Raw genomic sequence first — 25804 nt, forward strand, 5'->3', positions numbered from 1 at the left:
AGATCACCTACGCTCTTAAATGTTTTCCAGGATATATATTTATAATGTGCTTGATTGGAATTACAGTAACAAACATTGTAAGAAAAATAATAAAAACAATATTACATACGAATACATATGGTGTTAACGGTTTTAATAAGTATGTCTGAAAATACGTATGAATTGTTCCAGAAAACATTTCTAACACAAGAAAAACCAACAACATCGCCACTAGAGAAATAAACAAAATTTGAACATATAGTTCACAATAAATAGATATATTAGAAGCACCTACTGCTTTTTTTAATGAAATCTCTCTTTCTTTTTTATAAATCCAAAACAACACTGCTGAAATACCAGAAACTACTGCAACAAGAATAAATTTATAATAATACTTATTGGCTGGATCTACATATGTTACATTTAGTTCCTGAAAATCTCTTTTATTCAGTATTTGAACCTCACCTGAGATTACTTCTTTGCTCTTATTCATAAATGTTTTTATTTCTTTATGGATAGATGATGTAGGGTTAACAACTGTTAATTGTAATTGTTTACTCGCGATAATACCTTTTTTAGATATAGTAGGTAAATTTTGAAGTGGAATGTATATGTCTGATACACCGACGTCACTGTCTTTTCTTGATATAGTGCCTATTTTTTTATATGTATTATCAAATTCATATAACTCCTTTACATTCGTTTGATCACCAACAACCATATCATTTACATTTTCACGATGAAAATATTGACCCTCAGAAATATATGGCGTCCAATAATAATCATCTTTTAAGTTCACAGCTACGATTTTTATTGCACCTGAACTATTTAATGCTTTTAAATGCTCTACGTAAATATCACTTTTCACAAAAGTATCTTGTATGAAAGGAATTATCTCATCCAATTCAGTTGCATTTGCTATCGGAACATTTAAAACTTGATTTTTTTCTGGGAAACCGATTTGAAAAGCAGATATAAAATTCCGTTTAGACTCTGTTAAAAGTGCGGCTACTGATATAGAAAGAAAAGAAATAAAAAATGCCATAAGAAGAATTATGGAAAATAGTTTATTGTTTTTTATATTTTTAAAAGCTAAATACATGTCTCTGCTCCTTTTAGATAAGAAGGAGATGATGAACATCCCCTTCTCCTTATCCAAATATTTATAAAGACAACTATTGAATATTTTTTACCACTGTAATCGTAAGTTACCGTTACTATCAAAAGTTCCTTTGTGTGTATCTTCTTGATAGTCATTATTCTCATTAGCATAATGCTCAGAGTATAGCCCCTTTGCACCAAAGGCGTTATATGCGCCATTACTAACCGTGGCATTTAATGCCCTTCCAGATTCATGTGATCCTAATTTATCCGAAGCACTTTCAATATATGAATAACTTCCTTTTGAATTAATAAAAGAAATTGCTACTGAACAGCGAGATGCATTTTGATTCGTAGTTGTTTGAGCTCTGTAAGATAGTAGGTTACCGCTTTTGTGACCACTTAAAGTTGGATAGAATGCACTTGTTGAGATGGATGTTGCTAATAACATTAAAGTCGCAATCGAAAAAACCTTTCCCTTCATTAACAATCACCTCATAAATTAAATAGTTTTGTAGCGCTACCTCATCATAATATCCTTCAAATAAATTCTCCTCAATAAGACACCCCTATGTTTTACAAACTCTTTAAACACTTAAACATTCATACATTTTTCAAAAGTAACGTATAAGTAGCAATATAAAAAGGCTGCAGAGAAATTCTTCTCCACAGCCTCATACTTATTTTTGCAAAAACGCCTGCAAATCTGCAAACTGTCTCTTTGCATCTTCATAGCCTTGCTCGTATAAACTTTGTAGTTTTGCTGTATCTTTTTCCATACGATCTACTTGAAGCGGTACTTCTGGACGAATAACAAATAAATTACCCGCTTGTTCTTCTTTTTCAATGTAGTGAAGTGTTTCATTATATACTTCATAGCGATTTAGCATCGTGTTAACAAGATTCGGATATTTTTTATAAGCTTTCGCAGCAACCCACCCAAATCTTGATTTTTTCTTTGCGTAACCGTGATTTCTTGTTAAAATTACGACTGATTTTTTAAATCCATCTTCCTGTGCTTTACGAACTGGAATCGGATCTGAAATCCCGCCATCTAATAATTGCTTACCACGGTAATTTACTACTGGTGCAATGAAAGGTAATGAACTAGAAGCTTGTAATAAATTTAGTGCATCATCATTCGTTCCCTCTTTTTCAAAATAAACAGACTGTCCTGTTTCACAATCCGTCGTTCCTACAAGGAAACGCTCTGGGCTATTAAAGTATGTTTCAAAATCAAACGGCACATGCTTTTCTGGAATTTCATGAAAAATAAAATCCATATCAAATAGCTGACGTTTTCTCCATAAGTTTTTATACGATAAATATTTCGGATGTGATGCATAATCAATATTTACTGTTTTATTTCTATTTCTTTGTCTGGAAAGATACGACGCTGCATGACAAGCACCAGCTGATACACCAATTACATATGGAAAATATAAATCTTGTTCCATAAAGTATTCTAATATCCCGCCCGTATATACACCACGCATACCGCCGCCTTCTAATACTAACCCTGTATTTTCAAGCATGTTACTCTCTCCTCTATATATATTGACTCTTTAATTATTCACCATGTTAAGTATCTTTTTCTATTATATATGAGTTCTTTCAGAAATTATATTTAAAAGACTTGAGAAAACGGAATTTTTTCTTCCAATTATATTTCCAAATGATCCGAGACATCCTTTATAAACCTTTGAATAAAATCTTGTTCTTCTTTCGTATATCTATCTAAGAGTAACAGCCACTTTTCTTCAGCTTGTTTATGCAATTTCTCATGAGCTTTATATATTTCATTTCCGCTTTCCGTTAAGCGAAAGAAAATTTCTTTTTGATTGTCTAACATTTGCATCTTCTCAACGAATTTCTTTTGGAACAACTTTGTACAAACTTTAGAGATTGCACCCTTCGTCATTCCCATTTCTATCGTAATTGCCGTTACATTCATCAGACCATTTTTCCCGATACACTCGATTACATGTAACTCAGATAAAGACATACCACTTACACCTGTCTCACGAAGAAACTTCTCATTTTGTCCTTTCAAATGTTCTTCTCTTTTATGCAAAAGTGTACGAATGTTCGAAAGTATTTCCATTTGTTTCGTTGTATAATCCAATCTGTTCACCCCCTAAGTTTCCAAAGAAACAATTTAGCTATATACCATTTTAAAATCATTTTTTCATATTTACAAGTTAGAAAAACATGTTAAAATAAATTTAGTTTCCTAGGAAACTAAAAAGAAGGAGGTTAACATAATGAAAAAATCCAAACTACATTTCATTTTATATGTTGTCTGTATTAGTGCCTTACTCAGTTCCTTCGCTCAAAATATTTACACACCTATCTTGCCCATGATTCAAGGTTCTTTTCATACTTCTCCTTATCTTGTAAATGTCACAGTTTCACTTTTCACATTCATTCTTGCAATTATGCAGCTCGTATATGGACCTTTAATTGATACAAAAGGGAGAAAATCCGTCCTTATCCCTAGTTTAGTCATTAGTACAATTGGTTCAATCGGATGTGCTTTTTCGGCAAACATTTATTTATTTCTCTTTTTTAGAGTTATTCAAGCTATAGGAATAGCGGCTATACCTGTAGTTTCAGCAACGATTATTGGTGATTTGTTTGAAGGAAAAGAACGCGGAGAAGCGATGAGCCTATACCAAATGTTACTTGCCCTCGCACCTGCGATTGGTCCTCTCATTGGTGGTTATCTCGGCAGTATAAATGGCCACTTATCCGTATTTCTATTTTTATCTATACTTGGCATTCTTTTATTAATGATAAACCTTTCACTACTTCCAGAAACAAAACCAACTGTAAGTAAGCAACCGCAATCAAAAAAGAATTACTGGTTTATCTTAAAAAATAAAACTGGATTTTCTATTACTCTTATTGGCTTCATTCAATTTTGTATTTACTTTTGCTTTCTCGTTTTTTTACCGAGTATTTTAACAAATTCATTTCATTTAACTGTAAATGAAATTGGTCTTATGTTTGTACCAATGTCTCTTTCTATCATGCTGGGAAGTTTTTGCTACAAGTTTTTGCAAAAACGCCTGACAACAAAGCAAACTTTATTTATTACGAGTTTCTTCAATATTATATGTGTCGTTTTATTCTCTTTCACATATAGCATTAATATCCCATTCATCATTATCGTTACATCTTTGTACGGTTTTAGTATGGGACTTTCTATGCCAACTCACACTACTTTATTAACGGAAGAATTCGTACAAGAACGCGCAACTGCTATCGGTATGTACAACTTCATCCGCTATCTTGGTATGGGCACAGGCCCACTTATAGGTGGATTTCTTTTATTTAACCAAAATTACTTTTGGATTTTCTTCCTAGGCGCAATTATGTTTTTACTTGTAATCTTATATGCAATGAAAATGCTACGATTCCCTGCCACACAAAAAGCAAAATAGAGACCTACAGATGGTCTCTATTTTAAACTCGTTGATCCGCAACAATATGAATATCAATATGCTTCGTCTGTCTCATAATTTCATTCACAATCGAACCTTTTCGAATTTCTTCCCATCGCGTTCTCGCTGATTGCCCAAGTAAAATTTGCGTTACTTGTAATCTTTTTGCAACTTCAATAATAACATCCGCTGGCTTTCTTCCTTTTGCTTCTTCTAATACAAAACTTGCATCAAATTGATTCGTGAGCGCCTTCCACTCTTCAATCGTCTGCTTTTTTCCAGCTGAAAGAGAATCTATATTTTCTCTTTCAACATTTAATACATACAATTCAGCGTTTAACCGATCAGCCATGCGCCAGCCCCGTCTTATTAATTTCTCTGCTGTTGAACTGTACTGTACACAAACGAGAATTTTTTCTTTCACGCCAATTGGTTCTATCACTGTTTGACTAATTTTCTCGTCCATATCGTCAGCGACTTCACGAAGCGATAATTCCCTGAGTGCTCCTAAATTATTAAGCGTAAAGAAATTTTGTAAGCTTTGCTGAATTTTTTCTTCTTTATATATCTTTCCGTCTATTAACCTCTTCCGAAGTACTTCCGGCGTTGCATCGACAAGCTGAATTTCATTTGCTTTTTGTAAAATAAAATCTGGAATTCGTTCTCTTACTTTTACATTCGTAATTTGAGCTACAATATCATGAACACTTTCTAAATGTTGAATATTAAACGCTGACAATACGGATATACCAGCCTCTAACAATTCTTGTACATCCATATAACGCTTCTTGTTTTTAGAGCTGGGAATATTACTATGTGCAAGTTCATCCACAACAACGACCCCAGGTGCACGCTTTATAATTCCTTCCACATCAAGTTCATAAAACACTTTCCCTTTATACTCTATTTCTTTTAAAGGAACCTTTTCTAAATCAGCAATTGCGTCTTCCGTCTCTTTTCTCCCATGCGTTTCAATTAAACCAATTACAATATCCATACCGTCCTTTTTCATCTCTCTAGCATCAAAGAGCATTTTATAACTTTTCCCTACTCCTGGAGCTGCTCCTACATATAGCTTTAACTTCCCGCGGTTTTGCTGACGAATATATTCTAAATACTCTTCTGGTGTTCGCCTTTGAAAAGTGGGTTTATAGTCATCCGCATACAAAACATTCACAACCTTTCTTTTGAAACAACGCTACCTCAATCCGTTAGATTGAGGTAGCACCGTTACTATTTCATTAGTTTCTGTAATTCTAAATTTAACTTTAAGACGTTTACGCGGGTCTCTCCAAATAAACCAAGTGCCGCACCTTCTGTTTGATCTTTAATCAATTGCTCTAGTGTTTCTTTCGGAATTTTCGTTAATTTTGAGATACGCTCTACCTGTACGGAAGCCGCCTTCGGACTAATATCAGGATCAAGCCCTGAACCTGAATTTGTCACTAAATCGATTGGTACTTCTGTAACTGGAACGCTCGGATTTTGTTTCTTCCACTCTTCAATACTTTTCTCTACTCGTTTCTCTAAATCTGGATTAGACGGTGCATAGTTATTTGAACCTGACGCTTCTGCTTTATATTCAATACTAGAGACACGCCCATGAAAATAACGTGGATCTGTGAAATTTTGACCGATTAATTTAGAACCAATCACTTCATTTTTATCATTATATATTAGACTTCCATCCGCATTATCCTTCATTACTGCTTGTGCAATACCAGTAACAATAAGCGGATATACAAGTCCGCACAACACTAAAAATGTAAAAGTAATACGGATGATTGGTGATAGTATACTTTGTTTCTTCGCCATCTCTTTCCCCTCTTCCTTATATAAACAAGCCGACAATCATATCAATTACTTTAATTCCAATGAACGGTACAATCACTCCGCCAAGCCCATAAATAAGTAGGTTTCGGCCAAGTAGTGCATTCGAACTCATCGGTTTATATGCGATACCTTTCATCGCCAATGGAATGAGTAATGGAATAATAACCGCATTAAATAGTAATGCTGATAAAATCGCTGACAGTGGTGATGTTAGTTTCATAATGTTCAATGCTTCCATTTGCGGAATCGCAAGTGTAAACATTGCTGGAATGATTGCAAAATATTTCGCTATATCATTTGCAATACTAAACGTCGTTAACGCACCACGTGTCATTAACAATTGCTTACCGATTCCTACAACCTCAATAATTTTTGTCGGGTTCGAATCTAAATCAATCATATTGGCTGCTTCTTTCGCAGCTGTTGTACCACTATTCATCGCTAATCCAACATCAGCCTGTGCTAATGCCGGCGCATCATTTGTACCATCACCTGTCATCGCTACGAGTTTTCCTTTATCTTGCTCTGCTTTAATAACTGCAATTTTATCTTCTGGTTTGCACTCAGCAACAAACTCATCTACTCCTGCTTCTTTTGCAATGGTTGCTGCTGTTAATGGGTTATCCCCTGTACACATAACCGTTTTAATCCCCATTTGACGCAACTGTTCAAAACGTTCACGCATACCAGGTTTTACTGTATCTTTTAAATAGATTAAACCGTAAATACGATTATTCACTGCAACTACAAGTGGTGTTCCGCCCTCTTTTGAAATGAAATCTGCTTTTTGATTTACATCTTTCGGAATTGTTCCACCTTGTGACTGAACCCATTCAATCACGCTACCGACAGCACCTTTTCTCACTTTCGTTCCGTCCTGTAAATCAACACCACTCATTCTCGTTTCTGCTTTAAATGGAACAAACTCACCTTGTTCTGCAAGTTCTCTATTATATGATATAGATTTCGCTTGCACATACTCGATAACAGATCGACCTTCTGGTGTTTCATCTAAAACTGAGCTAATAGCAGCCCACTTTCCAACTTGCTCAATCGTTTCATTTCCTACAGGTAATAATGTATGAGCCATTCGGTTCCCAAAAGTAATCGTACCTGTTTTATCTAAAATAATTGTATTAATATCACCCGCAGCTTCTACTGCTTTCCCTGACATCGCTAACACGTTAAATTTTGTCACTCGGTCCATCCCAGCAATACCAATCGCTGATAGCAAACCACCAATTGTCGTTGGAATTAAACATACTAACAATGCTACAAGTACAGCTGTATCAATTTGAAACCCTAAATAATTTGTGAAAATCGGCAGCGTCACAACAACGATTAAGAAAATAAGCGTTAAACTCGTTAATACTGTATTTAAAGCAATTTCATTCGGTGTTTTTTGACGAGCAGCCCCTTCTACTAAAGAGATCATTTTATCAATAAATGATTCACCAGGATTACTAGTAATGATAATCGTAATCTCATCACTTACAACCATCGTACCGCCTGTTACGGAACAAAAATCACCGCCAGCTTCTTTTATTACAGGAGCTGATTCCCCTGTAATCGCAGATTCATCAACAGATGCTAACCCTTTTATTACTTCTCCATCACTTGGAATCATTTCTCCTTGTTTTACAATAACAACATCACCTTTTCTCAGATCCGTTGCTGAAACTTGAACAATGTTCCCGTTTTCTTTTACAACATTGGCAAACACATCTTTCTTCGACTGTTTTAAAGAATCAGCTTGCGCTTTCCCCCGTCCTTCCGCTAATGCTTCTGCAAAGTTAGCAAATAAAACTGTAAATAATAGAATGAGGGAAACTGTTATATTAAACCATCCTGGTACACTACTAGAACGACTTGGAAGAAACGATAAAATGAACGTAATGATAAATCCAATCTCCACAACGAACATAATCGGATTTTTTATCATAACTTTCGGATTCAATTTCGCAAAGGATTGTTTCATCGCATGTTTCACGATATCACGATCCATCGTTTTCGCTTGTCTAACCTCATCTTCTACTGCATGTATGTGTGACTCATTTACTCTTTTTTCTTTTACTACTACCGGTCTCATCATTTACCCTCCATTACTTCAATGTAAGAAATTCTGCAATTGGGCCGAGTACTAACATCGGGAAGAATGTTAATGCACCGACAATTACAATTGTTCCGATGAAAATGCCGCCAAATAAACTATTATCCGTACGGAACGTTCCGACTGTTTCTGGCACAACCGTCTTCTCTTTCAATGAAGCTGCAACAGCTAGCATCGTAATTAAACTGAAATAGCGTCCTAAAAACATAACTAAACCAGTTGTAATATTCCAAAACGGTGTATTATCTGCTAACCCTTCAAATCCAGATCCGTTATTCGCAGCTGATGACGTATACTCATAAACAACTTGTGTTAAACCGTGGAAGCCCGAGTTAGAAATCGCTTCTGTTCCTAAATGTGTAGAAAGAGCCAATGCTGAAAATCCTAAAATAAGCAGTGGATGAAATAGTATTGTTACCGCAATTAATTTCATTTCCTTACCTTCAATTTTCTTACCTAAAAATTCCGGTGTCCGTCCAACCATCAATCCAGATATAAAGACTGCGATAATCGCATACATAATAATGTTCACAAAGCCTGCTCCAACGCCGCCGTATACTGTATTTAACATCATATTTACGAGTGGTACTAACCCGCCAATTGGTGTTAACGTATCATGCATCGTATTCACCGCTCCAGTTTCAGCAGCTGTCGTTACTGTTGCGTATAGTGAAGAAAATACTGTTCCGAACCTTACTTCTTTTCCTTCTGTACTTCCTTGTACATGTTCGATACCCATTCCATTTAAAGCTGGATTTCCATGTAATTCAGATGTCGTAATCGTTATAAACCCTAGTAAAAAGACCATGAATAGTGAAACAAAAAGGATGCGACCTTGCTTTTTATTGCCCACCATTCGTCCGTACGTAAATGGAAGTGCTGTTGGCAATAACATCATAAGCATCATTTGCAAAATATTACTCATTTGTCCTGGATTTTCGAAAGGATGTGTAGAGTTTGCTCCGAAAAATCCACCGCCGTTATTTCCAAGTTCCTTAATAGAAACGAATGATGCAACTGGCCCGCGTAATATGCTTTGCTTTGCCCCATCAATTGTTTGTGCTGTAACGGCACCGTCTAACGTTTGTGGTACGCCAAGTGCAACAAAGACTAGTGCCGCCATAAATGCGATAGGAAGAAATACTCTCGTTAGTGCTCTCGTAAAATCAACGAAAAAGTTACCGAGTTCTTTTCCAGCAAGCCCTCTTATAAATGCCATAACGAGCGCTAAAGTCGTTGCCGGTGCTGCAAACATTAAGAATGTAATTCCGATTAATTGTGATAAATAAGATAAACCATTTTCACCGCTATAATGCTGTAAGTTCGTATCAGCCATAAAACTAATTGCTGTATTAAAAGCGAGCGTAGGCTCCATTCCTTCAATGTGTGCTGGATTTAATGGCAATACTCCTTGTAGTCTGAAAATGAAATATACGACAACAATCATAAATCCATTTAATAAAACTAATGATAATGCGTACTGTTTCCACGTTTGATTATATTCTTTTACACCCGTAATTTTAAAAATAAGTTTTTCAAAAGGCCCGAATACTTTATCTAGCTTTTTACTCCCTTGAAAGGCTTTCTCTAAATAAATTCCCGTTGGCTTTGCCACAAGAATAAACAATAGCATTGTAATAACGACTGCAACCCAGATCATAATGAATGACTCCCCCTAATTAAAACTTTTCCGGATTTAATAATGCATACACTAAGTACAGCGTAATTGCTGCAACAATAATTGATAAGGCAATCGTCATGATTGCTTCCCTTCTTTCACAACTTTATCTGACCAACTTGCAAGACTTGCCATCGATGCAACTAACACAACAAAAATCCCGATCATTACAACATCTAACATAGCTATCCCTCATTTCTAATTGTTAAAATTTACCATTGAAATATTAAAAAAGAACACTGAGCTCTACTCAGTGTTCAAAAAATGAACAACAAAAAGTAAACCTCCTCTCTAAACGCTTACGAGGTTAGCTGTCGGATTCGGGCCTAAAGAGTAGCCCTACTTTCAAAACTGAAAGATTCACCCCAAGTGACGATGCACAAAATTGGTTCCCCCGCTCCATTTCTGGAACTCAGCGATTTTAGGTTTTTTTGGAAATTTTATGAATGATTTATGAGAGTAAATATACTCCTCTATATTTCACTTGTAAAGAGCTAAATTACTGAAAATAAGAAAATATCCATCTATTTAAACGCTTACATTAAGTGTTATTAATATTATTCCATCTATTTTCTCGTCTTTTCTTGCTTTTTCATAGAAATGATATTTTAAATACGAAATAAAAAGAGCGAATGACATGAAGTGCATCGCTTGTTGCACTTAGCATTCGCTCTTTTTTTATTCACTATTTATTCTCCTCGTAAAAAAGTACGTAGATTTCTCCCGCGAATATAAACTTGTGACAATTCTGCATGTAGCTGCTCATATTCGATAATATCTGTTTTTAAATATAAAGCGTCTTTTGATGGCAGTATGATATAGGGCTTTGGAAAAATGGGGTCGAGCACCACCAATTCTTGAACTCGCTCTACCGATACCGCCCAACGATTCGCTATATCTCCTAGTAACAAAACCTTCATCTTCTTTTCCCCCGCCCTATTCAAAAAATAAAAAAGTAATATTATCACAATTCGTAAACACGACAAATGTAGCTCCAATTGTTTCATAGAGCCTCGCTGGATATCGTTTATTCCTTGTAACAACAGTAATAGGTGCCTGAAAAGAAAAGCGAATGTGTTCTGTGAAAAAACTAACGATTGGAAGCTCATCCCCTAGTAAAATTACCTTCTTAATACACTCACAAATACTAGTAAAATCCTGCTCCTTACTACAACTATACGTCCAATCAAATCCACAATTCCTCACTTCAGCTGCTATCTCTTCATTTGCTGTAAAAATAATTAACTCATGTTGAAATGCTACTAAATTTCTTAAACTATTTACCTTGCTTTCTTCTCCAACACAAATAAGTGTTAGTTCCATGTACCTCATCCTCCTTAGTATAAAAGAACTCAAACATAGATTGATATTCCCTTATACTAATCAGATCGATGAAGTGATGTATCCATCATGGCACCGTCCTCTCTCAAGACGCTTACGAAGTTAGCTGTCGGATTCGGACTTTGAGAGTAGCCCTACTTTCAAAATTGAAAGATTCACCCCAAGTGACAATGCACAAATTGGTTCCCCCGCTCCATATAATTGGACTCAGCGTATTACAAAAAATATATTCTGGCTGATATATTACTCCTGTATTTAGAAAAAGTAAACAGAAAAAAAAGCCAGTTATAAAACTGACTTTTTACTTACCTACACACTCGTTTTATTCACTTTATATGCAAAATGATTCGTCGGCCCATGACCACTTCCAATATGCAACGGCTCTTCAATTGCTATACTAATAAATCGTTTTGCTTCTTGAACTGCCTCTTCCATCGAGTAGCCTTTCGCAAGCCCTGCTGTAACCGCTGAAGCAAATGTACAGCCGCTTCCATGTGTTTGCTTTGAAGGAATTCGCTCACTTCTAAATTCAATAAACTTTTCTCCATCAAAAAGTAAATCAATTACTTCATTACCTTGATATTCTGCATGTCCGCCCTTCATAAGTACATATTTCGCCCCTAATTCATGCAATACTTTTGCAGCCTCTTTACTATCTTCAACGTTATGAATTTCTAGCCCCGTTAACACTTCTGCCTCAGGAACATTCGGCGTTACAACTGTTGCTACTGGCAATAAATATTCTTTTAAAGCTTGTACTGCTTCTTGTTGTAATAATGATGCACCGCCCTTAGCAATCATAACAGGATCTAGTACAATATTATTCCAGCCAAATTTATTAATATATTCTGCTACAATTTGAATAATTTCGCTGCTAAATAACATACCTATTTTTACAGCATCTGGTGTTAAATCCGTACCAATTGAATTCAACTGTTCCGTAATACCTTCTAACGAAACTGGATATACCCCTTGAACGCCAAGCGTATTTTGAGCAGTAATTGCCGTAATAGCCGTCATACCATACACGCCAAGCTCTTGAAATGTTTTTAAATCTGCTTGAATGCCAGCACCGCCGCCACTATCAGAACCTGCAATTGTTAAAGCTTTATTTACTTTCATCCCACTCATCCTTTTCTATCCAAAATAGCGATGATAAATCGTTTTTGCTTCGCTTATATCTTTCGTTCCATGTACAAGTACACGACCATCTTTAAAAGCAACTAATCTCTTTTCTCCCACAGAAAATGATAATAAATATGGATTTACATTTAAATCATTCACACGATCATTCAGCAGCTCTTTATATCGTTCAAAATCTATTTCCTCTTTATGAGGTGGTCTAATTTGAACTGTATTTCTCCCGCATAAAACTGCTGTTTTCGATGTATTATCTTTATTTAAATACGGATACAAGGCATTCTCTCCGCACGAAGGACAATTGTGCTTACGAAGCTTTTGCACATTCATACATGAATATTCATTCTTCCATACATCAAACGATACAAGTCCATCTCGAAGCGATTCGTAATCTTCTACTAATAGTTTAAGAGCTTCCGTTACTTGATGAGAAACGACGAGAGATACAGCAGGCGATATAATCCCCGCTGTATCACATGTCGCTCCGCCAAGCGGAATCGATTGTAATAAACAAGATAAACATGGCGTTTTACTAGGAAGAATTGTGTAAGAAAGGCCGTAACTCCCTACACATGCTCCGTAAATCCATGGAATAGAATATTTTTGTGCTATATCGTTCACAATGAAACGCGTTTCGAAATTATCAGTTGCATCAATCATTACATTAACGTTTGTAACAAGTTCTTCTAACTCCTCAGCTGTTACATCTTGAACGAGCGCTTCTACTCTTACTTCACTATTAATCTCTTCTAGACGCTTCTGCGCTGCTACAGCTTTCGGAAGATTATTTTTCACATCACTCTCTGCATACAATTGCTGCCTTTGTAAATTACTCCAATCGACATAATCCCGGTCAACAATCGTTACTGTACCAACACCAGCTCTTACAAACATTTCTGCATTTGCACTACCTAGTGCGCCTGCACCGATAATAAGCACATGCTTTTCCCTTATCTTTTGCTGTCCTTCTTCTCCAATCGGAGAAAATAGTTCTTGGCGAGAATATCGATTATTCAACTACGCTCATTCCTTCTAAAGGACTACTTGCTGTTGCACAACGTTTACGTGCAATGCGACCTGCTTCAAAGCCTAAACGACCTGCCTCAATACTTAATTTCATTGCTTGTGCCATTTTAATAGGATCTTTTGCTCCTGATACAGCTGTATTTAATAACACACCATCTGCTCCTAATTCCATCGCAAATGCCGCATCAGCCGGGCTACCGATACCAGCATCAACGATAACTGGTACTGTCGCTTGTTCAATAATGAAGCTCAAATTCAATGGATTTACAATACCAAGTCCTGATCCAATTGGAGATGCTCCTGGCATAATCGCATGCACGCCAAGTTCTTGTAATTTACGTGCTAATACAACATCATCAGATGTGTACGGAAGTACGATAAATCCTTCTTCTAGTAACATTTCAGATGCCTTTAACGTCTCTACCGGATCAGGTAATAACGTTCTATCATCACCAATAACTTCTACCTTTATCATGTCGCACAGCCCTGAAGCTTTTGCTAATTTTGCAATACGAACAGCTTCTTCAGCATTTTTTGCTCCGGCTGTATTCGGTAATAACGTATATTTTTTTACATCAAGTTTCTCTAATAAATTAGGCTGCTTTGCATCAAATATATCCATACGACGTACTGCGAACGTTAAAATTTCTGCCTCAGATACATCAATTGCCTTTTGCTGCACATCAAAATCAGGGAATTTGCCTGTTCCTAATAAAAGTCTAGAATGAAATGAAAATGGTCCAATGTTTAACATAATCAACCGCCTCCTACGAAAGTTACAATCTCAATTTGGTCTCCATCAAAAACAGATGTATCTGTATGATCATCTTTTTGTAAAATATCTTTATTACGCTCTACTACAACAATTCTGTTATCTAACTCTAAATGTGTAAGTAGCTCAGCTACTGTTTTCACACTCTCTGGCACTTCAATTTGATTACCATTAATTTTTAAATTCAAACTTCCATCCCCTTTCTAAACTGTTTTAGAAAGCAATAAATCTAGCAAGTGATTCTCCTGCTTTCCTTCTATTAAATCAGCCATATATTGACCAGAAACAGGACTTAATAAAATGCCGTTTCGATAATGGCCTGTGCAAGCATATAAACCTTTTATTTCTTCATGCTCTCCCATATAAGGAGCTTCATGATTCGACTGTGGTCTTAATCCTGCCCATGCGCTTTCCCATTCCGCTTCTTTTAATGCTGGCAATATTGTATACGCGCGCTCTAATATAGAAGTAATACTCTCTGGTTGCACAGTTTTATTGAATGTACGGGGCTTCATCGTTGCTCCAATTACGTAACGTCCGCCGCGCTTTGGTGCAATGTAAAATCTTTCTTGGAAAATAGGCGCCTTTAAAAGTGGTTTTCTACTTCTTACCGCTACTACTTCTCCTTTAACTGGATATGTACCCCATTCGCGGTGAAAATAACCTAGTAACTTCGTGCTCCATGAGCCACCCGCAATAACAACTTTCTCGCAAGTGATCATGCCTTCACTCGTCACAATTCCATTCACTTTATTATTTTCAATACGGATATCAAACACTTCTGTCTGTTCATATATATCAGCGCCCGAAAATGATGCGGAATGTGCGAATGCTTTCGTAAGCTCTGGTGCAATAACATGACCATCTTTCGGATAATATACAGCCCCTATAATTGACTCAGATAAATACGGCTCTTTCTCTCGCAAACGATCTCCCGCTAGAAAGTAAGAATCTTCACCGGTTTTCTGCTGCCAATCCATAATGTGAAGAATTCTTTCCTTCTCATCTTCATTTTGAGCAATGCGATAAATGCCTTTCTCTTCATACCCAATATCGATACCTGTTTTTTCGCGTAAAACTTCTGCAAGTTGTGGAAATATAGCACGGCTTTCTCTAGCAAGTTCAAATAGCGGGTCATATTCATCCCATTCTGCCTGCACCCCAAGTAAACCAGCGGCTGCTTTCGAGGCTTCAGATGCAATCTGTTGCTTCTCTACAATCGCTACTTTATGGCCTCTTTCTGCTAGAAAATGTGCAACCGAACTACCAATTACACCACCGCCAATTATCGCTACATCATACTTCTTACACATGTTTTTCCGCCCACTTTCTTATTGATTCCTTATAAGATTTCGCTTTGCTATACGGGTTACTACTACTTATAATCCCAGACATAACAGCAATACCACTGACGCCGTTAGTAAGAACATCTCCAGTGTTTTCCGGAGTGATTCCTCCAATTGCTGTAATCGGTATGGATAAACACTTTGCAATGTCTGAAATTTCTTCAAGCCCTCTCGCTGGCACACCTTTTTTACAATCTGTCGGAAATACATGACCATAGACGAGTGAATCCGCGCCATTCTTAAATGCATCAATCGCCTCTTCTAAAGAATGCACAGAATAACCGACATGCAAATAAGAAAACTTTTCTTTCACTGACCTTACATCTGCGCTTCGATATCCTAGCTGCACACGCGGAATATTTAATAAAATAGCAATATCAATTCGATCATTTATCACTATTTTCGATGCTGGAAAGCCCTTCTTCAAAAGACTTTCCACACCTTCATACAATTCCTTCGTACTTTTCTCACGCTCACGAATATGCAAATAATCAATTTCACTTTCAATTTGCATCGCTACATTCACTAACTCTTCGAATGACATGTGACCATTTGAGATTACATGAAGCTCATTTTTCATATTCATTCGCCTACTTTAAAATGTTTTCGAATAACTCATCGGCCGGAACGATTTCTTTCGTCATTCCTTTATCTTTCAACCATTTATTTTGTTTCTCCCATGACTCTTTTGAATCTGATAAAAATGGCTCATCTTTCGTTTCCATCTTCTCTAATAAAATTTTCATACTTTCCTTTTCAACTTCTGGCACAAGTGGGAAGTTTTCTTTTTCTTGATGATTTAATAAAATATTCAATGCTTCATCTGGGTTTTTCTTCATGAAATCATAGCCTTTTTTCGTACCACGCAAGAAAGCTTGCAAAGCTTCTTTATCTTTTTTCAATGTCTTATCACCTGTTACAAATACGAGCTCATGATAATTCGGTACACCATAATCTGCTGGATTAAAGTATGCTGGTTCATGACCTTCATGACGCATAACAGGTACTTCGTGGTTAATATATGCTCCTGTTACCGCATCCACTTTTTTCGTAATTAATGCTGGTACTAAATCAAAACCAACATCGACTACTTTCACTGTATCTGGATTACCACCAGCTTCTTTTACCATCGTTTTTAAATACATCTCACTTAAAGGTGTTCCAGAATATCCAACTGTTTTACCCTCTAAATCTTTTGGCGATTGAATGCCTGCAGACTTCAGCGATACAACATGATTTAATGGTGAACGTACGACGGCTCCAATTGATTTCACTGGAATTTGTTCATTTGCTTTTGCCATGACAACATCTGGCTGATAATATAAGCCAACTGTTACTTTTCCTGCAGCTGCTAACGTTAATGGGTCAGTCGGATTAGAAGGGAATTTAATATTTACCTTTACTCCTTCTTCTTTAAAGTAACCTTTTTCAATTGCCGCATAAATAAAGCTATGTACCGCATTTGGGTACCAATCAAGCATGACCGTTATTTCTTTCTCTTTTTTATTCTTATCTGATGCTGAATTACTCGAACATCCAGCAATCATTGCAACTAATAATGTAAGCACAAAGATGCGTTTTAAAAATTTCATGAATGCTTCCTCCAACTAATGAATTTCTTTTCTAATACCGAAATAAGTACGACGAAGAAAATAGCTAATAATGATAACAATACAATGGGTGCAAATACACCTGCCCCGTCTAATTGCGTCATCATTCTCTTACTGAAATATCCTAGCCCCGCTTGTGCACCGAGCCATTCACCAATTGACGCCCCAATTACACTAAGCGGTACTGCAATTTTTAAAGCTGAGAAAAAATAAGGAAGTGCAGACGGCAATTTTAATTTAAGAAAAACATCTTTTTTCGTTGCCCCATACGTAACTAAAAGCTCTTCCCATTCTTTTTTCGTACTGCGCAGTCCATCATACGTATTAACCGCAATTGGGAAAAACGTAATTAAAACTGTAACAACAACCTTACTCCAGATCGTATATCCAAACCATAAAACGAAAAGCGGAGCAAGCGCTGTAATAGGAATCGTTTGTGAGGCAACTAATAATGGATAAAATGCTCTCTCCATCCAATTACTCGCATTCATTAACATCGCTAGCCCTACCCCAAGTACGATAGAAATAGCCCCCCCTATTAAAACGACATATAATGTTGCTGGCAAATGAACCGTAAATAATATGTCTTTTAGTTTCCATATCTTCATTACAATTGCAGACGGTGACGGTAAAATGTACATTTCATCTACAATTCTTGCGCCTACTTCCCAAAGAGCAAGTAAAATACTAGAAAGTGTAAGAGCAGGTAATAGCTCCTTCAACCGGTTCATCATACGAGTACCTGCCTTTGCAACATACTAAGAAGCTCATCTTTCAGCGCTAATACTTCCGGTTTATATAAATCTTTTCTTGTCCGATTATGATCAAGCGGTACAATCCTCTCGGTTAAAGTAGTTATCGGTTGCTGCTCTACCACTAAAATTCGATTAGAAAGAAACAATGCTTCTTCCACATCATGAGTGATAAATAAAATTGTTTTTTCCCACTCTTTCCATTGTTCAAACAACCATTCCTGTAAAGATGCCTTCGTTAAAGCATCCAACGCGCTAAACGGTTCATCTAACAGCAATATCTCCCCGCCTGTTAATAAAGTTCGAATGAAAGATACGCGTTGCCTCATACCACCAGATAAATCTTTCGGATATTTTGCCTCATACCCTTGTAAACCAAATTTGTGTAACAGTTCCTTTGCCTTTATTTGTGCTTCTTTCTTCTGTACACCTTGGCACTCTAGCGGCAGGGCCGCATTCTCAATAATCGTTCTCCATGGCAGGAGCATATCTTTTTGGGGCATATACCCTACAGGATGGCTCTTTGTTTCTGTTAGTTCTATCTGTCCCGTACTCGCTTCTTCTAAACCTGTAATAAGGCGAAATAAAGTACTTTTCCCGCATCCACTCGGTCCGATAATGCTTACAAACTCTTTATCTTGTATAGAAGCATTTAATTCATTAATGATTGGCTTCTCATCATAATGAAAAGAAACATTATGAAACTGTAGTATGTTCTTGCTCCTCAAATCCCCACATCTCCTTACGGTAGGACATATCCCAGAATAAATATTCAAATCGACTGGAATATAGGAAAATCTCCTCTAATCGATCTAGCTCTTTTTCAGACTTTCCAACTGCCATTTCATTTAATAAATCGATTAACCAAACACAAAGGTTGCCATATTCTTCAGAGCTATAGCCTTGAATCCACTCACCAAAGAACTCATGATCTCTTGCTCCAGGAATATCATTTAAACGCTTTCCAATCTCCCAGTAGCTCCACATACATGGAAGAAGTGCTGCTATTAATTCCGCAAGTGTGCCATTTTGAGATACAGACATCATGTAATTTGTATAAGCTAAATTTTTAGCAGATGGCTTTGCAGACTCTATCTCCTCTATAGAAATTCCAAGTCTTTTTGCATATTGTTTATGGATTGTCATTTCTCCATTTAATATCCCATCAATTTGTTCAGCAAATTTCCCCATAACTTGTGGATTTGTTGCCTTTACAACACCGATCGCATATAACTTTGCATAATCTAACAAGTATAAATAATCTTGAATAATATAATACTGAAACTTATCTTTTTCTAACGTACCATCCCCCATACCTACAACAAATGGATGATTATGACTCATCTCCCAAACTGGTTGTACAGTTTCTAATAATCTATCGCAAAATTTCATTTCTCTATCCCCTTTCAATTTATATATCTAAATAAAAAACCACTTCTAAATAAGAAGTGGTTACAGCAAATAAAATTATAATTTATTCGTTGCTCCACTTCCCTTCGCTAGTATTATCTAGATCAGGTCTGTAAGGGTTAAGGATTATTCCTCTCTCAGCACAACAAGCACCCCTAGTGGTTTCAATATGAAATTTTCAAATAAAAAAGCCCCGTTTCTATACGCAAAGAAACGGGGACTCATTATTAGTGTCCGAATTGCTTCCCTACGCTAGCATAATCTAGATCAGGTAATAAAAAGGATCAAAGACTTAAGGTCTTACTCTCAGCTGGCAACACCAGCTCTCCTAGCAAACTATAAAATTATCACTGTCAGTATAACACCGTAATAAGACATCATCAACTGTTTTAATTTTCTCAATTGTCAACAAAATAACAAAACCATATAATACTTATATTCTATCTTAGAAATTATTATCCTAATAAATTGGATAAAAAGGAATCATTATCCTCAAAAAATTTATTTTTATATTGATTTCATATTACATTTATGTGAATACACCCACTATATTATATCTTTATACTATAATAAAATTACAACTATACAACTAGAGGAGGTCTCTATTATATGAATATGAAAGCTACTGCTTTAACAGCAACTACTGTCGCAATTGCTTCTTTACTTCCTTCTATGGGAGAAACAAATGTACAAACAGCCAACGCTGAACAATTATCTAATGTGAAAACTGGATATGTCAAAGTCGATCAAGTAGCCTTACATACAAAAGATAACGCAAATAGCTCATCAATTGATACAATTCGCTTTAATACGAAAGTGAATATACTTGAAACGACTAATGGCTGGTATAAAGTATCTGTTAATAATAAAGTAGGTTACGTACAAAAAGATTCTATTCTACTAAAAAACAAACTTCAATCTAATAATCAATATATCGTCAATGCCAATGCATTAAACGTTCGTTCTGAACCTAATTTAGAATCTTCAATTTTAGATGTATTACCAAATGGGAAATTCGTTACTATTCAAGAAGAACAAGGTGAATGGTATAAAATTTTACATAATGGCAAAACAGGTTACGTACAAAAGGCATTCGTATCTAATGGTTCACAGCCTTTAGTAAAAGGCATCACAGTTCAAAATAATACGAAATACACAGTAGCAACACCTAAACTTAATGTGCGTAGCAACGCTAGTACAAGTAGCGCACTACTTGGTTCATTACAAAATGGTACACAATTACAAGTAGTGGAAACTGTAGGAACTTGGTATAAAATTCGTTTTGGCACAGGATACGGATATGTGGCAAAGCATTATGTAGTGCAAAATCAAACGCAATCACAAGCTCAAACGGCTCAACCTACTTCCATTCCAGCCGTTTTCAAATTCCCTACTCAAGGAAAAATTAGCTCAACATTTGATATGCGCTGGGAACAAATGCATTATGGTATAGATATCGCAGCTCAGGGGAATGTCTCTATCCAGGCTGCGGCGGCAGGTAAAGTCGTGAAATCATATTATTCAGCTAGCTATGGCAATGTTGTGTTCATCGCCCATCAAATAAACGGGAAATTATATACAACAGTCTATGCTCACATGAAAGATCGCACTGTACAAGCTGGTGATCAAGTACAAGCTGGACAATTAGTAGGTCATATGGGAAACACAGGTCATTCATACGGGCAACATCTTCATTTTGAATTACACAATGGAGAATGGAATTTTGAAAAAACAAATGCAGTAAACCCACTGCCATATTTAGTTAGGTAAATTGTATGCCACGCAATATCAATATACCTCTCTTAATTGAATACTTAGCCTTTTTAGGCTTAATCTGTTGCTTAGTAATTTATAATACAAATACTGTATTTTTATCTATTATCATTGCTTTTGTTGCTTTAGAAATTATGATGGAAGCCTTTCAAGTTCAACTAAAACAAAAAATTGCCCATATTTATAATGCCATCTTTCTATTAAGTGCTTTAATAACAAATATTATTAGTAATGGTTTTTATTTATCTACCGTATTTCCCGTATTTTTTATGGCTGTTTTATTATTCATAGCTAGATACATTCATGTCCCTAATAACAAAAAACACGAACAAGAAGCTTAGAAAGAGGAGACACTGTGTACCAATCTTTCAAAGATAATCCGATAAAATATATATTGAATTTATACAAAAAAACAAATACTTTTTTTGGTATACAAGGAAGCTATACGGCACAATTTCTCCTTTATGGAATGTTATTTCTCGTCTTAATTACATTCTCCTTGCTTTACTAATAAAAAAAGGATCTCACAATTGAGATCCTTTTTAATTTATATAGAAAGTGCCCTTTATCCACAAGCATATTTTTCATAAATAAAGCTAAGATTATATTTTTTCTCTAAGCTCATTCTTTGTTCATCATCACACCAATAGAACAGAATATCATGAATCGTTGCATAACGCTTATTTTTAAGAAACAGTTTAAAGAAAGATGGTAAACAGTCATGTAATTGTATAAATATATAATTGCGTAATATTTCTTCTTTATATTTAATGCCCTTACAAATATACAATAATTCTTCACAATAATATGCATGTTGTGGAACTTGGATCATTTCAAAAAATGGCACATATGATAATAACTTTCCAATAAAATGATCATATCGATCCATTATCCCTATCGTCATATGCTCCATCATATCTTTCATTACATATAAATAATCATCTACATGAGTAGTCTTGAGTGGGTCTAATCGATCTGAAATTTGAGAAAGTACAGCCCTTTGGCAAGCTAACACCGCTTGACTAGGTCCATAATATGATAGAAAGTCTGTACACTTACGATACTTTCGTAATAAATCATATGTATATAAGTCATAAACAAAAGTATTACAATACATCGCTAAACTCATCATATCACTATTTAATTGCTCTTTTGATAGTGACTTAGCTCTCTTACACATATAAAAAAATGTAAATTCTAATACTTCTTTATGGGATAATAAATGTTTACAGTCTGTTATACATTTCTCATTAAATTTAACTCTATCCCAAATTTCTACATCTCCATCAGTTAATTCACCAATACGATATTTAATTATTAAATAGTTTAAAGCAACCGCCTGCGTCAAAAGATCCCACGTTTCATATTCCAATGAAGTATGAACAAACTCAGCTAGCCCTTGAGTTACCATAAAAGTATTCGCTTCTTCATACCAACCAATTTCTTGGCATAAGCGAAGAATACGTACTAAAGTTGGAATTTCGTCTTTATGAAATTGCGGTAAATTCTTTGCTTTATTCATTCCATATACGATAAATGCCGCTAAATTTTCTTCTTTATAAAATTCTTTTTCTTTCCACACTAATATAGTTCGTTCTTTCCCTTCACCTTTTGGATGACAAGGTACAAGCAAAGAAAATAATTCAGCGAAATTATTTGGTTCTATATATGTATCTGTAACCAAATTCCAATTTGGATCGCGCTGTACAGCCTTCATATAATTCCCCTTCCCTTTTATCTACATAGGAAATATTAATCCATTATCACATCATTAACAATAAATATTGTTATATTCGAAATCAATCATAATACTTATATCTATCAGTATATCATTTTTTCTCTTATTTATAATTAGGAATGACAAATTTAAATAAACTGTCGAAATTACTAACTGTATACTTATTATATAATGGCTCAGATACATCATGCTAACATATTAGCTTAACCCTATATACTAGAATAATGTATCTGATTTTTATACGTAACGTATTACACTAATTAAAGTCTCACTTCATTCCGTATGCTCTGATATTTCACTTAAAGCAAATCCCGCTTGATCATCTGCCGATTCTTTTATAGCTAAATCCCCTAGTGCTAACATCCCAACGAGTTGACCACTCTCAACTACTGGCAATCGTCTAATTTGATACTGTGCCATTAACTCTGTAGCCTTTTCAATAGGATCATCTGGAGAAACTGAGACAATGTTTTTTGTCATTACATTTGTAATTTTATTAGATCCAGGATGTTTTTCAGCAATCCCTCGAACAACTAAATCTCGGTCCGTAACAAGACCAACAACTTGTTCATTTTCAACAACCGGAATCAATCCAATCGATTCTTCTTTCATCTTTACAGCAGCTTCATATACATTGTCTAACGGTGTACACTGTACAATATGAGTGCTCATCAAGTCTCTCACTCGTGTCATTTGTATCTCCTCCTTTTTATACATACCATAGCTTTTCCTAAATCCCTTTATTTATTTCAGGAAAATCAGTTGATAAAGGAGAATGAACGCACAATAAAAAAGAGTCAGCATATTGCTGACTCTTTTTTTATGACCCGTACGGGATTCGAACCCGTGTTACCGCCGTGAAAGGGCGGTGTCTTAACCACTTGACCAACGGGCCATGGCTCCGCAGGTAGGACTCGAACCTACGACCGATCGGTTAACAGCCGATAGCTCTACCACTGAGCTACTGCGGAATAATATATGGTGGGCCTAAATGGACTCGAACCATCGACCTCACGCTTATCAGGCGTGCGCTCTAACCAGCTGAGCTATAGGCCCATATACTTTACAGGGGCAGTAGGAATCGAACCCACACTGGAGGTTTTGGAGACCTCAGTTCTACCTTTAAACTATGCCCCTAAAGGATGCCGACTAGAGGACTTGAACCCCCAACCTACTGATTACAAGTCAGTTGCTCTACCAATTGAGCTAAGTCGGCATAAAAAAATGGTGGCTCGGGACGGAATCGAACCGCCGACACGAGGATTTTCAGTCCTCTGCTCTACCGACTGAGCTACCGAGCCAAACATAAATGGCGGTCCCGACCGGGGTCGAACCGGCGATCTCCTGCGTGACAGGCAGGCATGTTAACCACTACACCACGGGACCATTTGGTTGCGGGGACAGGATTTGAACCTGCGACCTTCGGGTTATGAGCCCGACGAGCTACCGTGCTGCTCCACCCCGCGATGATAAAATATTTACTTTATAAAAAATGGAGGAGGTAGAGGGATTCGAACCCCCGCGCGACTCTCGCCGCCTGTCGGTTTTCAAGACCGATCCCTTCAGCCGAACTTGGGTATACCTCCATGAAGGAAAAATATTTTATTATTTATGTCTAAACCATTTTAAAAGAAAATGGAGGAGGTAGAGGGATTCGAACCCCCGCGCGATTCTCACCGCCTGTCGGTTTTCAAGACCGATCCCTTCAGCCGAACTTGGGTATACCTCCGAGACATATAATAAATAAAGTGGAGCCTAGCGGGATCGAACCGCTGACCTCCTGCGTGCAAGGCAGGCGCTCTCCCAGCTGAGCTAAGGCCCCATGTTTTTGGGAATATCGGGAAGACAGGATTTGAACCTGCGACCCCCTGGTCCCAAACCAGGTGCTCTACCAAGCTGAGCCACTTCCCGTTATTAAAAGCGCGCCCGAGAGGAGTCGAACCCCTAACCTCTTGATCCGTAGTCAAACGCTCTATCCAATTGAGCTACGGGCGCATATGGTGCCGAGGGCGGGGGTCGAACCCGCACGGTGGTCACCCACCGCAGGATTTTAAGTCCTGTGCGTCTGCCTGTTCCGCCACCCCGGCATGTCATATTGAAAATTGGAGCGGAAGACGGGATTCGAACCCGCGACCCCAACCTTGGCAAGGTTGTATTCTACCACTGAACTACTTCCGCAAGACATGTATGAGTTATTTTATTAAAAGTGCGGGTGAAGGGAGTCGAACCCCCACGCCAAAGGCGCTAGATCCTAAGTCTAGTGCGTCTGCCAATTCCGCCACACCCGCATATTTTGTTAAAATGGTGAGCCATGAAGGACTCGAACCTTCGACCCTCTGATTAAAAGTCAGATGCTCTACCAACTGAGCTAATGGCTCTTAATGGCTGGGCTAGCTGGATTCGAACCAGCGCATGACGGAGTCAAAGTCCGTTGCCTTACCGCTTGGCTATAGCCCATTAATTAAGAATGGTGGAGGGGGGCAGATTCGAACTGCCGAACCCGAAGGAGCGGATTTACAGTCCGCCGCGTTTAGCCACTTCGCTACCCCTCCGACATATATGGTGGAGGATGACGGGATCGAACCGCCGACCCCCTGCTTGTAAGGCAGGTGCTCTCCCAGCTGAGCTAATCCTCCATTTTGCCTGGCAACGTCCTACTCTCACAGGGACAAGGTCCCAACTACCATCGGCGCTAGAGAGCTTAACTTCCGTGTTCGGTATGGGAACGGGTGTGACCTCTCTGCCATCA

Annotated in this window: 27 protein-coding genes, 20 tRNA genes, 1 rRNA gene and 4 riboswitches; of the genes, 3 read left to right on the forward strand and 45 right to left on the reverse strand. The window is 37.0% G+C overall.

Annotated elements, in window-relative coordinates:
* Window positions 1–7 precede the first annotated feature (7 nt).
* The 4 genes from ACTFSI_RS20125 to ACTFSI_RS20140 form a co-directional block, all read right to left on the reverse strand.
* The gene (locus ACTFSI_RS20125; protein WP_000280206.1) at window positions 8–1081 is read right to left on the reverse strand and encodes an ABC transporter permease; all 1074 of its coding nucleotides are present in this window, start codon (window positions 1079–1081) and stop codon (window positions 8–10) included.
* 87 nt (window positions 1082–1168) lie between these two features.
* Entirely contained in the window at window positions 1169–1564 is a 396-nt protein-coding gene (locus ACTFSI_RS20130; RefSeq protein WP_000676979.1) for a hypothetical protein, read from the reverse strand.
* Window positions 1565–1760: 196 nt separating this feature from the next.
* The gene (locus ACTFSI_RS20135; RefSeq protein WP_000892683.1) at window positions 1761–2615 is read right to left on the reverse strand and encodes a patatin-like phospholipase family protein; all 855 of its coding nucleotides are present in this window, start codon (window positions 2613–2615) and stop codon (window positions 1761–1763) included.
* Window positions 2616–2743: 128 nt separating this feature from the next.
* Complete coding sequence (locus tag ACTFSI_RS20140; protein WP_138322461.1) at window positions 2744–3205, reverse strand: MarR family transcriptional regulator; 462 nt, start codon at window positions 3203–3205, stop codon at window positions 2744–2746.
* A 139-nt stretch (window positions 3206–3344) separates the two neighbouring features.
* Here ACTFSI_RS20140 and ACTFSI_RS20145 point away from each other — a divergent pair, with 139 nt between their 5' ends.
* Window positions 3345–4526: an MFS transporter gene (locus ACTFSI_RS20145; RefSeq protein WP_138322462.1), complete on the forward strand. Its 1182-nt coding sequence runs from the start codon at window positions 3345–3347 to the stop codon at window positions 4524–4526.
* Between the two features lie 22 nt (window positions 4527–4548).
* On the opposite strand, the gene kdpDN is transcribed toward ACTFSI_RS20145, so the two are convergent.
* The 18 genes from kdpDN to tenA form a co-directional block, all read right to left on the reverse strand.
* Window positions 4549–5703 carry a KdpD-like non-kinase potassium sensor gene (gene kdpDN, locus ACTFSI_RS20150; protein ID WP_138322463.1) on the reverse strand — a complete coding sequence of 385 codons (1155 nt, stop codon included), beginning with the start codon at window positions 5701–5703 and terminating at the stop codon, window positions 4549–4551.
* 56 nt (window positions 5704–5759) lie between these two features.
* Window positions 5760–6341 carry a K(+)-transporting ATPase subunit C gene (gene kdpC, locus ACTFSI_RS20155; RefSeq protein ID WP_001085556.1) on the reverse strand — a complete coding sequence of 194 codons (582 nt, stop codon included), beginning with the start codon at window positions 6339–6341 and terminating at the stop codon, window positions 5760–5762.
* A 16-nt stretch (window positions 6342–6357) separates the two neighbouring features.
* The gene (kdpB, locus tag ACTFSI_RS20160; RefSeq protein ID WP_001248013.1) at window positions 6358–8448 is read right to left on the reverse strand and encodes a potassium-transporting ATPase subunit KdpB; all 2091 of its coding nucleotides are present in this window, start codon (window positions 8446–8448) and stop codon (window positions 6358–6360) included.
* Window positions 8449–8461: 13 nt separating this feature from the next.
* Window positions 8462–10129, reverse strand: coding sequence for a potassium-transporting ATPase subunit KdpA (gene kdpA / locus ACTFSI_RS20165; RefSeq protein WP_000638352.1), 1668 nt, complete (start codon window positions 10127–10129; stop codon window positions 8462–8464).
* Window positions 10130–10148: 19 nt separating this feature from the next.
* Entirely contained in the window at window positions 10149–10229 is an 81-nt protein-coding gene (gene kdpF, locus ACTFSI_RS20170) for a K(+)-transporting ATPase subunit F (protein ID WP_138322628.1), read from the reverse strand.
* Window positions 10226–10330: a SipW-dependent-type signal peptide-containing protein gene (locus ACTFSI_RS20175; RefSeq protein WP_000887889.1), complete on the reverse strand. Its 105-nt coding sequence runs from the start codon at window positions 10328–10330 to the stop codon at window positions 10226–10228. Before ACTFSI_RS20175 ends, kdpF begins: the two co-directional genes overlap by 4 nt.
* 99 nt (window positions 10331–10429) lie before the next feature.
* Window positions 10430–10575: riboswitch (cyclic di-AMP (ydaO/yuaA leader) on the reverse strand.
* A gap of 261 nt (window positions 10576–10836) precedes the next feature.
* The gene (locus tag ACTFSI_RS20180) at window positions 10837–11067 is read right to left on the reverse strand and encodes a hypothetical protein (RefSeq protein ID WP_044790931.1); all 231 of its coding nucleotides are present in this window, start codon (window positions 11065–11067) and stop codon (window positions 10837–10839) included.
* A 16-nt stretch (window positions 11068–11083) separates the two neighbouring features.
* Window positions 11084–11470 (reverse strand): hypothetical protein, encoded by a 387-nt coding sequence (locus tag ACTFSI_RS20185; protein ID WP_000424093.1) that lies wholly within the window; start codon window positions 11468–11470, stop codon window positions 11084–11086.
* A gap of 93 nt (window positions 11471–11563) precedes the next feature.
* A riboswitch (cyclic di-AMP (ydaO/yuaA leader) is annotated at window positions 11564–11711 on the reverse strand.
* Between the two features lie 86 nt (window positions 11712–11797).
* Complete coding sequence (thiD, locus tag ACTFSI_RS20190) at window positions 11798–12610, reverse strand: bifunctional hydroxymethylpyrimidine kinase/phosphomethylpyrimidine kinase (RefSeq protein ID WP_197225578.1); 813 nt, start codon at window positions 12608–12610, stop codon at window positions 11798–11800.
* Window positions 12611–12625: 15 nt separating this feature from the next.
* A complete protein-coding gene (thiF, locus tag ACTFSI_RS20195) occupies window positions 12626–13645 on the reverse strand; it encodes a thiazole biosynthesis adenylyltransferase ThiF (protein ID WP_138322465.1) in 1020 nt (339 codons plus the stop codon).
* Window positions 13638–14408: a thiazole synthase gene (gene thiG / locus ACTFSI_RS20200; protein ID WP_000931981.1), complete on the reverse strand. Its 771-nt coding sequence runs from the start codon at window positions 14406–14408 to the stop codon at window positions 13638–13640. Before thiG ends, thiF begins: the two co-directional genes overlap by 8 nt.
* Window positions 14409–14410: 2 nt before the next feature.
* Window positions 14411–14614, reverse strand: coding sequence for a sulfur carrier protein ThiS (gene thiS / locus ACTFSI_RS20205; RefSeq protein WP_001049505.1), 204 nt, complete (start codon window positions 14612–14614; stop codon window positions 14411–14413).
* Between the two features lie 15 nt (window positions 14615–14629).
* Window positions 14630–15739 carry a glycine oxidase ThiO gene (gene thiO, locus ACTFSI_RS20210; RefSeq protein WP_000335189.1) on the reverse strand — a complete coding sequence of 370 codons (1110 nt, stop codon included), beginning with the start codon at window positions 15737–15739 and terminating at the stop codon, window positions 14630–14632.
* Complete coding sequence (gene tenI / locus ACTFSI_RS20215) at window positions 15732–16352, reverse strand: thiazole tautomerase TenI (protein ID WP_000787179.1); 621 nt, start codon at window positions 16350–16352, stop codon at window positions 15732–15734. The genes thiO and tenI overlap by 8 nt, the downstream gene beginning before the upstream one ends.
* Before the next feature lie 10 nt (window positions 16353–16362).
* Window positions 16363–17364, reverse strand: coding sequence for an ABC transporter substrate-binding protein (locus ACTFSI_RS20220; protein ID WP_000670443.1), 1002 nt, complete (start codon window positions 17362–17364; stop codon window positions 16363–16365).
* The gene (locus tag ACTFSI_RS20225) at window positions 17361–18113 is read right to left on the reverse strand and encodes an ABC transporter permease (protein WP_440045602.1); all 753 of its coding nucleotides are present in this window, start codon (window positions 18111–18113) and stop codon (window positions 17361–17363) included. Before ACTFSI_RS20225 ends, ACTFSI_RS20220 begins: the two co-directional genes overlap by 4 nt.
* Window positions 18113–18862: an ABC transporter ATP-binding protein gene (locus ACTFSI_RS20230; RefSeq protein WP_001256805.1), complete on the reverse strand. Its 750-nt coding sequence runs from the start codon at window positions 18860–18862 to the stop codon at window positions 18113–18115. The genes ACTFSI_RS20225 and ACTFSI_RS20230 overlap by 1 nt, the downstream gene beginning before the upstream one ends.
* Complete coding sequence (gene tenA, locus ACTFSI_RS20235; RefSeq protein WP_000666831.1) at window positions 18831–19526, reverse strand: thiaminase II; 696 nt, start codon at window positions 19524–19526, stop codon at window positions 18831–18833. Before tenA ends, ACTFSI_RS20230 begins: the two co-directional genes overlap by 32 nt.
* A gap of 82 nt (window positions 19527–19608) precedes the next feature.
* Window positions 19609–19711: riboswitch (TPP riboswitch) on the reverse strand.
* 60 nt (window positions 19712–19771) lie between these two features.
* Window positions 19772–19884: riboswitch (TPP riboswitch) on the reverse strand.
* A 269-nt stretch (window positions 19885–20153) separates the two neighbouring features.
* On the opposite strand from tenA, the gene ACTFSI_RS20240 reads away from it, so the two are divergent.
* Together ACTFSI_RS20240 and ACTFSI_RS20245 are read left to right on the forward strand one after the other, a co-directional pair.
* Window positions 20154–21314 (forward strand): SH3 domain-containing protein, encoded by a 1161-nt coding sequence (locus ACTFSI_RS20240; RefSeq protein ID WP_044790929.1) that lies wholly within the window; start codon window positions 20154–20156, stop codon window positions 21312–21314.
* 5 nt (window positions 21315–21319) lie between these two features.
* On the forward strand, window positions 21320–21658 hold the full coding sequence (locus tag ACTFSI_RS20245) for a hypothetical protein (RefSeq protein ID WP_001137811.1): 339 nt from the start codon (window positions 21320–21322) through the stop codon (window positions 21656–21658).
* 224 nt (window positions 21659–21882) lie between these two features.
* Here ACTFSI_RS20245 and ACTFSI_RS20250 read toward each other — a convergent pair whose 3' ends face one another.
* The 23 genes from ACTFSI_RS20250 to rrf form a co-directional block, all read right to left on the reverse strand.
* Window positions 21883–23034, reverse strand: coding sequence for a DUF3965 domain-containing protein (locus ACTFSI_RS20250; RefSeq protein ID WP_000648924.1), 1152 nt, complete (start codon window positions 23032–23034; stop codon window positions 21883–21885).
* 294 nt (window positions 23035–23328) lie between these two features.
* A complete protein-coding gene (locus tag ACTFSI_RS20255) occupies window positions 23329–23748 on the reverse strand; it encodes a CBS domain-containing protein (RefSeq protein ID WP_000199015.1) in 420 nt (139 codons plus the stop codon).
* Window positions 23749–23878: 130 nt separating this feature from the next.
* Window positions 23879–23950: transfer RNA gene (locus ACTFSI_RS20260), tRNA-Glu, on the reverse strand.
* Between the two features lies 1 nt (window position 23951).
* Window positions 23952–24026: transfer RNA gene (locus ACTFSI_RS20265), tRNA-Asn, on the reverse strand.
* An 8-nt stretch (window positions 24027–24034) separates the two neighbouring features.
* Window positions 24035–24111, reverse strand: a tRNA-Ile gene (locus ACTFSI_RS20270).
* Between the two features lie 10 nt (window positions 24112–24121).
* Window positions 24122–24192, reverse strand: a tRNA-Trp gene (locus tag ACTFSI_RS20275).
* Between the two features lie 6 nt (window positions 24193–24198).
* Window positions 24199–24271: transfer RNA gene (locus ACTFSI_RS20280), tRNA-Thr, on the reverse strand.
* A gap of 9 nt (window positions 24272–24280) precedes the next feature.
* Window positions 24281–24356: transfer RNA gene (locus ACTFSI_RS20285), tRNA-Phe, on the reverse strand.
* 9 nt (window positions 24357–24365) lie between these two features.
* A tRNA-Asp gene (locus ACTFSI_RS20290) sits at window positions 24366–24441 on the reverse strand.
* 3 nt (window positions 24442–24444) lie between these two features.
* Window positions 24445–24521, reverse strand: a tRNA-Met gene (locus ACTFSI_RS20295).
* A gap of 27 nt (window positions 24522–24548) precedes the next feature.
* Window positions 24549–24641, reverse strand: a tRNA-Ser gene (locus ACTFSI_RS20300).
* A 50-nt stretch (window positions 24642–24691) separates the two neighbouring features.
* Window positions 24692–24784, reverse strand: a tRNA-Ser gene (locus ACTFSI_RS20305).
* A 20-nt stretch (window positions 24785–24804) separates the two neighbouring features.
* Window positions 24805–24877 (reverse strand) — tRNA-Ala (locus ACTFSI_RS20310).
* Between the two features lie 15 nt (window positions 24878–24892).
* A tRNA-Pro gene (locus tag ACTFSI_RS20315) sits at window positions 24893–24966 on the reverse strand.
* Window positions 24967–24976: 10 nt separating this feature from the next.
* Window positions 24977–25050: transfer RNA gene (locus ACTFSI_RS20320), tRNA-Arg, on the reverse strand.
* A 3-nt stretch (window positions 25051–25053) separates the two neighbouring features.
* Window positions 25054–25142 (reverse strand) — tRNA-Leu (locus ACTFSI_RS20325).
* Between the two features lie 16 nt (window positions 25143–25158).
* Window positions 25159–25233, reverse strand: a tRNA-Gly gene (locus ACTFSI_RS20330).
* Between the two features lie 29 nt (window positions 25234–25262).
* Window positions 25263–25343: transfer RNA gene (locus tag ACTFSI_RS20335), tRNA-Leu, on the reverse strand.
* Window positions 25344–25357: 14 nt separating this feature from the next.
* Window positions 25358–25433, reverse strand: a tRNA-Lys gene (locus ACTFSI_RS20340).
* A gap of 4 nt (window positions 25434–25437) precedes the next feature.
* Window positions 25438–25512: transfer RNA gene (locus ACTFSI_RS20345), tRNA-Gln, on the reverse strand.
* A gap of 11 nt (window positions 25513–25523) precedes the next feature.
* A tRNA-Tyr gene (locus ACTFSI_RS20350) sits at window positions 25524–25607 on the reverse strand.
* A gap of 8 nt (window positions 25608–25615) precedes the next feature.
* Window positions 25616–25691 (reverse strand) — tRNA-Val (locus ACTFSI_RS20355).
* 5 nt (window positions 25692–25696) lie between these two features.
* A 5S ribosomal RNA gene (gene rrf / locus ACTFSI_RS20360) occupies window positions 25697–25804 on the reverse strand; the annotation flags it as partial.

Source organism: Bacillus cereus group sp. MYBK101-2, from assembly GCF_051918845.1.
Lineage (GTDB): Bacteria > Bacillota > Bacilli > Bacillales > Bacillaceae_G > Bacillus_A > Bacillus_A paranthracis.

Bases quoted from the DNA above. Each gene is read 5' to 3' on its own strand.
- tenA (WP_000666831.1), bottom strand. From the start codon at position 19,526: ATGAAATTTTGCGATAGATTATTAGAAACTGTACAACCAGTTTGGGAG.
- kdpB (WP_001248013.1), bottom strand. From the start codon at position 8,448: ATGAGACCGGTAGTAGTAAAAGAAAAAAGAGTAAATGAGTCACACATA.
- thiG (WP_000931981.1), bottom strand. From the start codon at position 14,408: ATGTTAAACATTGGACCATTTTCATTTCATTCTAGACTTTTATTAGGA.
- kdpC (WP_001085556.1), bottom strand. From the start codon at position 6,341: ATGGCGAAGAAACAAAGTATACTATCACCAATCATCCGTATTACTTTT.
- tenI (WP_000787179.1), bottom strand. From the start codon at position 16,352: ATGAAAAATGAGCTTCATGTAATCTCAAATGGTCACATGTCATTCGAA.
- ACTFSI_RS20135 (WP_000892683.1), bottom strand. From the start codon at position 2,615: ATGCTTGAAAATACAGGGTTAGTATTAGAAGGCGGCGGTATGCGTGGT.
- ACTFSI_RS20245 (WP_001137811.1), top strand. From the start codon at position 21,320: ATGCCACGCAATATCAATATACCTCTCTTAATTGAATACTTAGCCTTT.
- ACTFSI_RS20240 (WP_044790929.1), top strand. From the start codon at position 20,154: ATGAATATGAAAGCTACTGCTTTAACAGCAACTACTGTCGCAATTGCT.
- ACTFSI_RS20220 (WP_000670443.1), bottom strand. From the start codon at position 17,364: ATGAAATTTTTAAAACGCATCTTTGTGCTTACATTATTAGTTGCAATG.
- ACTFSI_RS20175 (WP_000887889.1), bottom strand. From the start codon at position 10,330: ATGTTAGATGTTGTAATGATCGGGATTTTTGTTGTGTTAGTTGCATCG.
- ACTFSI_RS20125 (WP_000280206.1), bottom strand. From the start codon at position 1,081: ATGTATTTAGCTTTTAAAAATATAAAAAACAATAAACTATTTTCCATA.
- ACTFSI_RS20250 (WP_000648924.1), bottom strand. From the start codon at position 23,034: ATGAAGGCTGTACAGCGCGATCCAAATTGGAATTTGGTTACAGATACA.
- kdpF (WP_138322628.1), bottom strand. From the start codon at position 10,229: ATGACGATTGCCTTATCAATTATTGTTGCAGCAATTACGCTGTACTTA.
- kdpA (WP_000638352.1), bottom strand. From the start codon at position 10,129: ATGATCTGGGTTGCAGTCGTTATTACAATGCTATTGTTTATTCTTGTG.
- thiD (WP_197225578.1), bottom strand. From the start codon at position 12,610: ATGAAAGTAAATAAAGCTTTAACAATTGCAGGTTCTGATAGTGGCGGC.
- ACTFSI_RS20130 (WP_000676979.1), bottom strand. From the start codon at position 1,564: ATGAAGGGAAAGGTTTTTTCGATTGCGACTTTAATGTTATTAGCAACA.
- ACTFSI_RS20145 (WP_138322462.1), top strand. From the start codon at position 3,345: ATGAAAAAATCCAAACTACATTTCATTTTATATGTTGTCTGTATTAGT.
- ACTFSI_RS20180 (WP_044790931.1), bottom strand. From the start codon at position 11,067: ATGAAGGTTTTGTTACTAGGAGATATAGCGAATCGTTGGGCGGTATCG.
- ACTFSI_RS20255 (WP_000199015.1), bottom strand. From the start codon at position 23,748: ATGACACGAGTGAGAGACTTGATGAGCACTCATATTGTACAGTGTACA.
- ACTFSI_RS20185 (WP_000424093.1), bottom strand. From the start codon at position 11,470: ATGGAACTAACACTTATTTGTGTTGGAGAAGAAAGCAAGGTAAATAGT.
- ACTFSI_RS20225 (WP_440045602.1), bottom strand. From the start codon at position 18,113: ATGAACCGGTTGAAGGAGCTATTACCTGCTCTTACACTTTCTAGTATT.
- thiO (WP_000335189.1), bottom strand. From the start codon at position 15,739: ATGTGTAAGAAGTATGATGTAGCGATAATTGGCGGTGGTGTAATTGGT.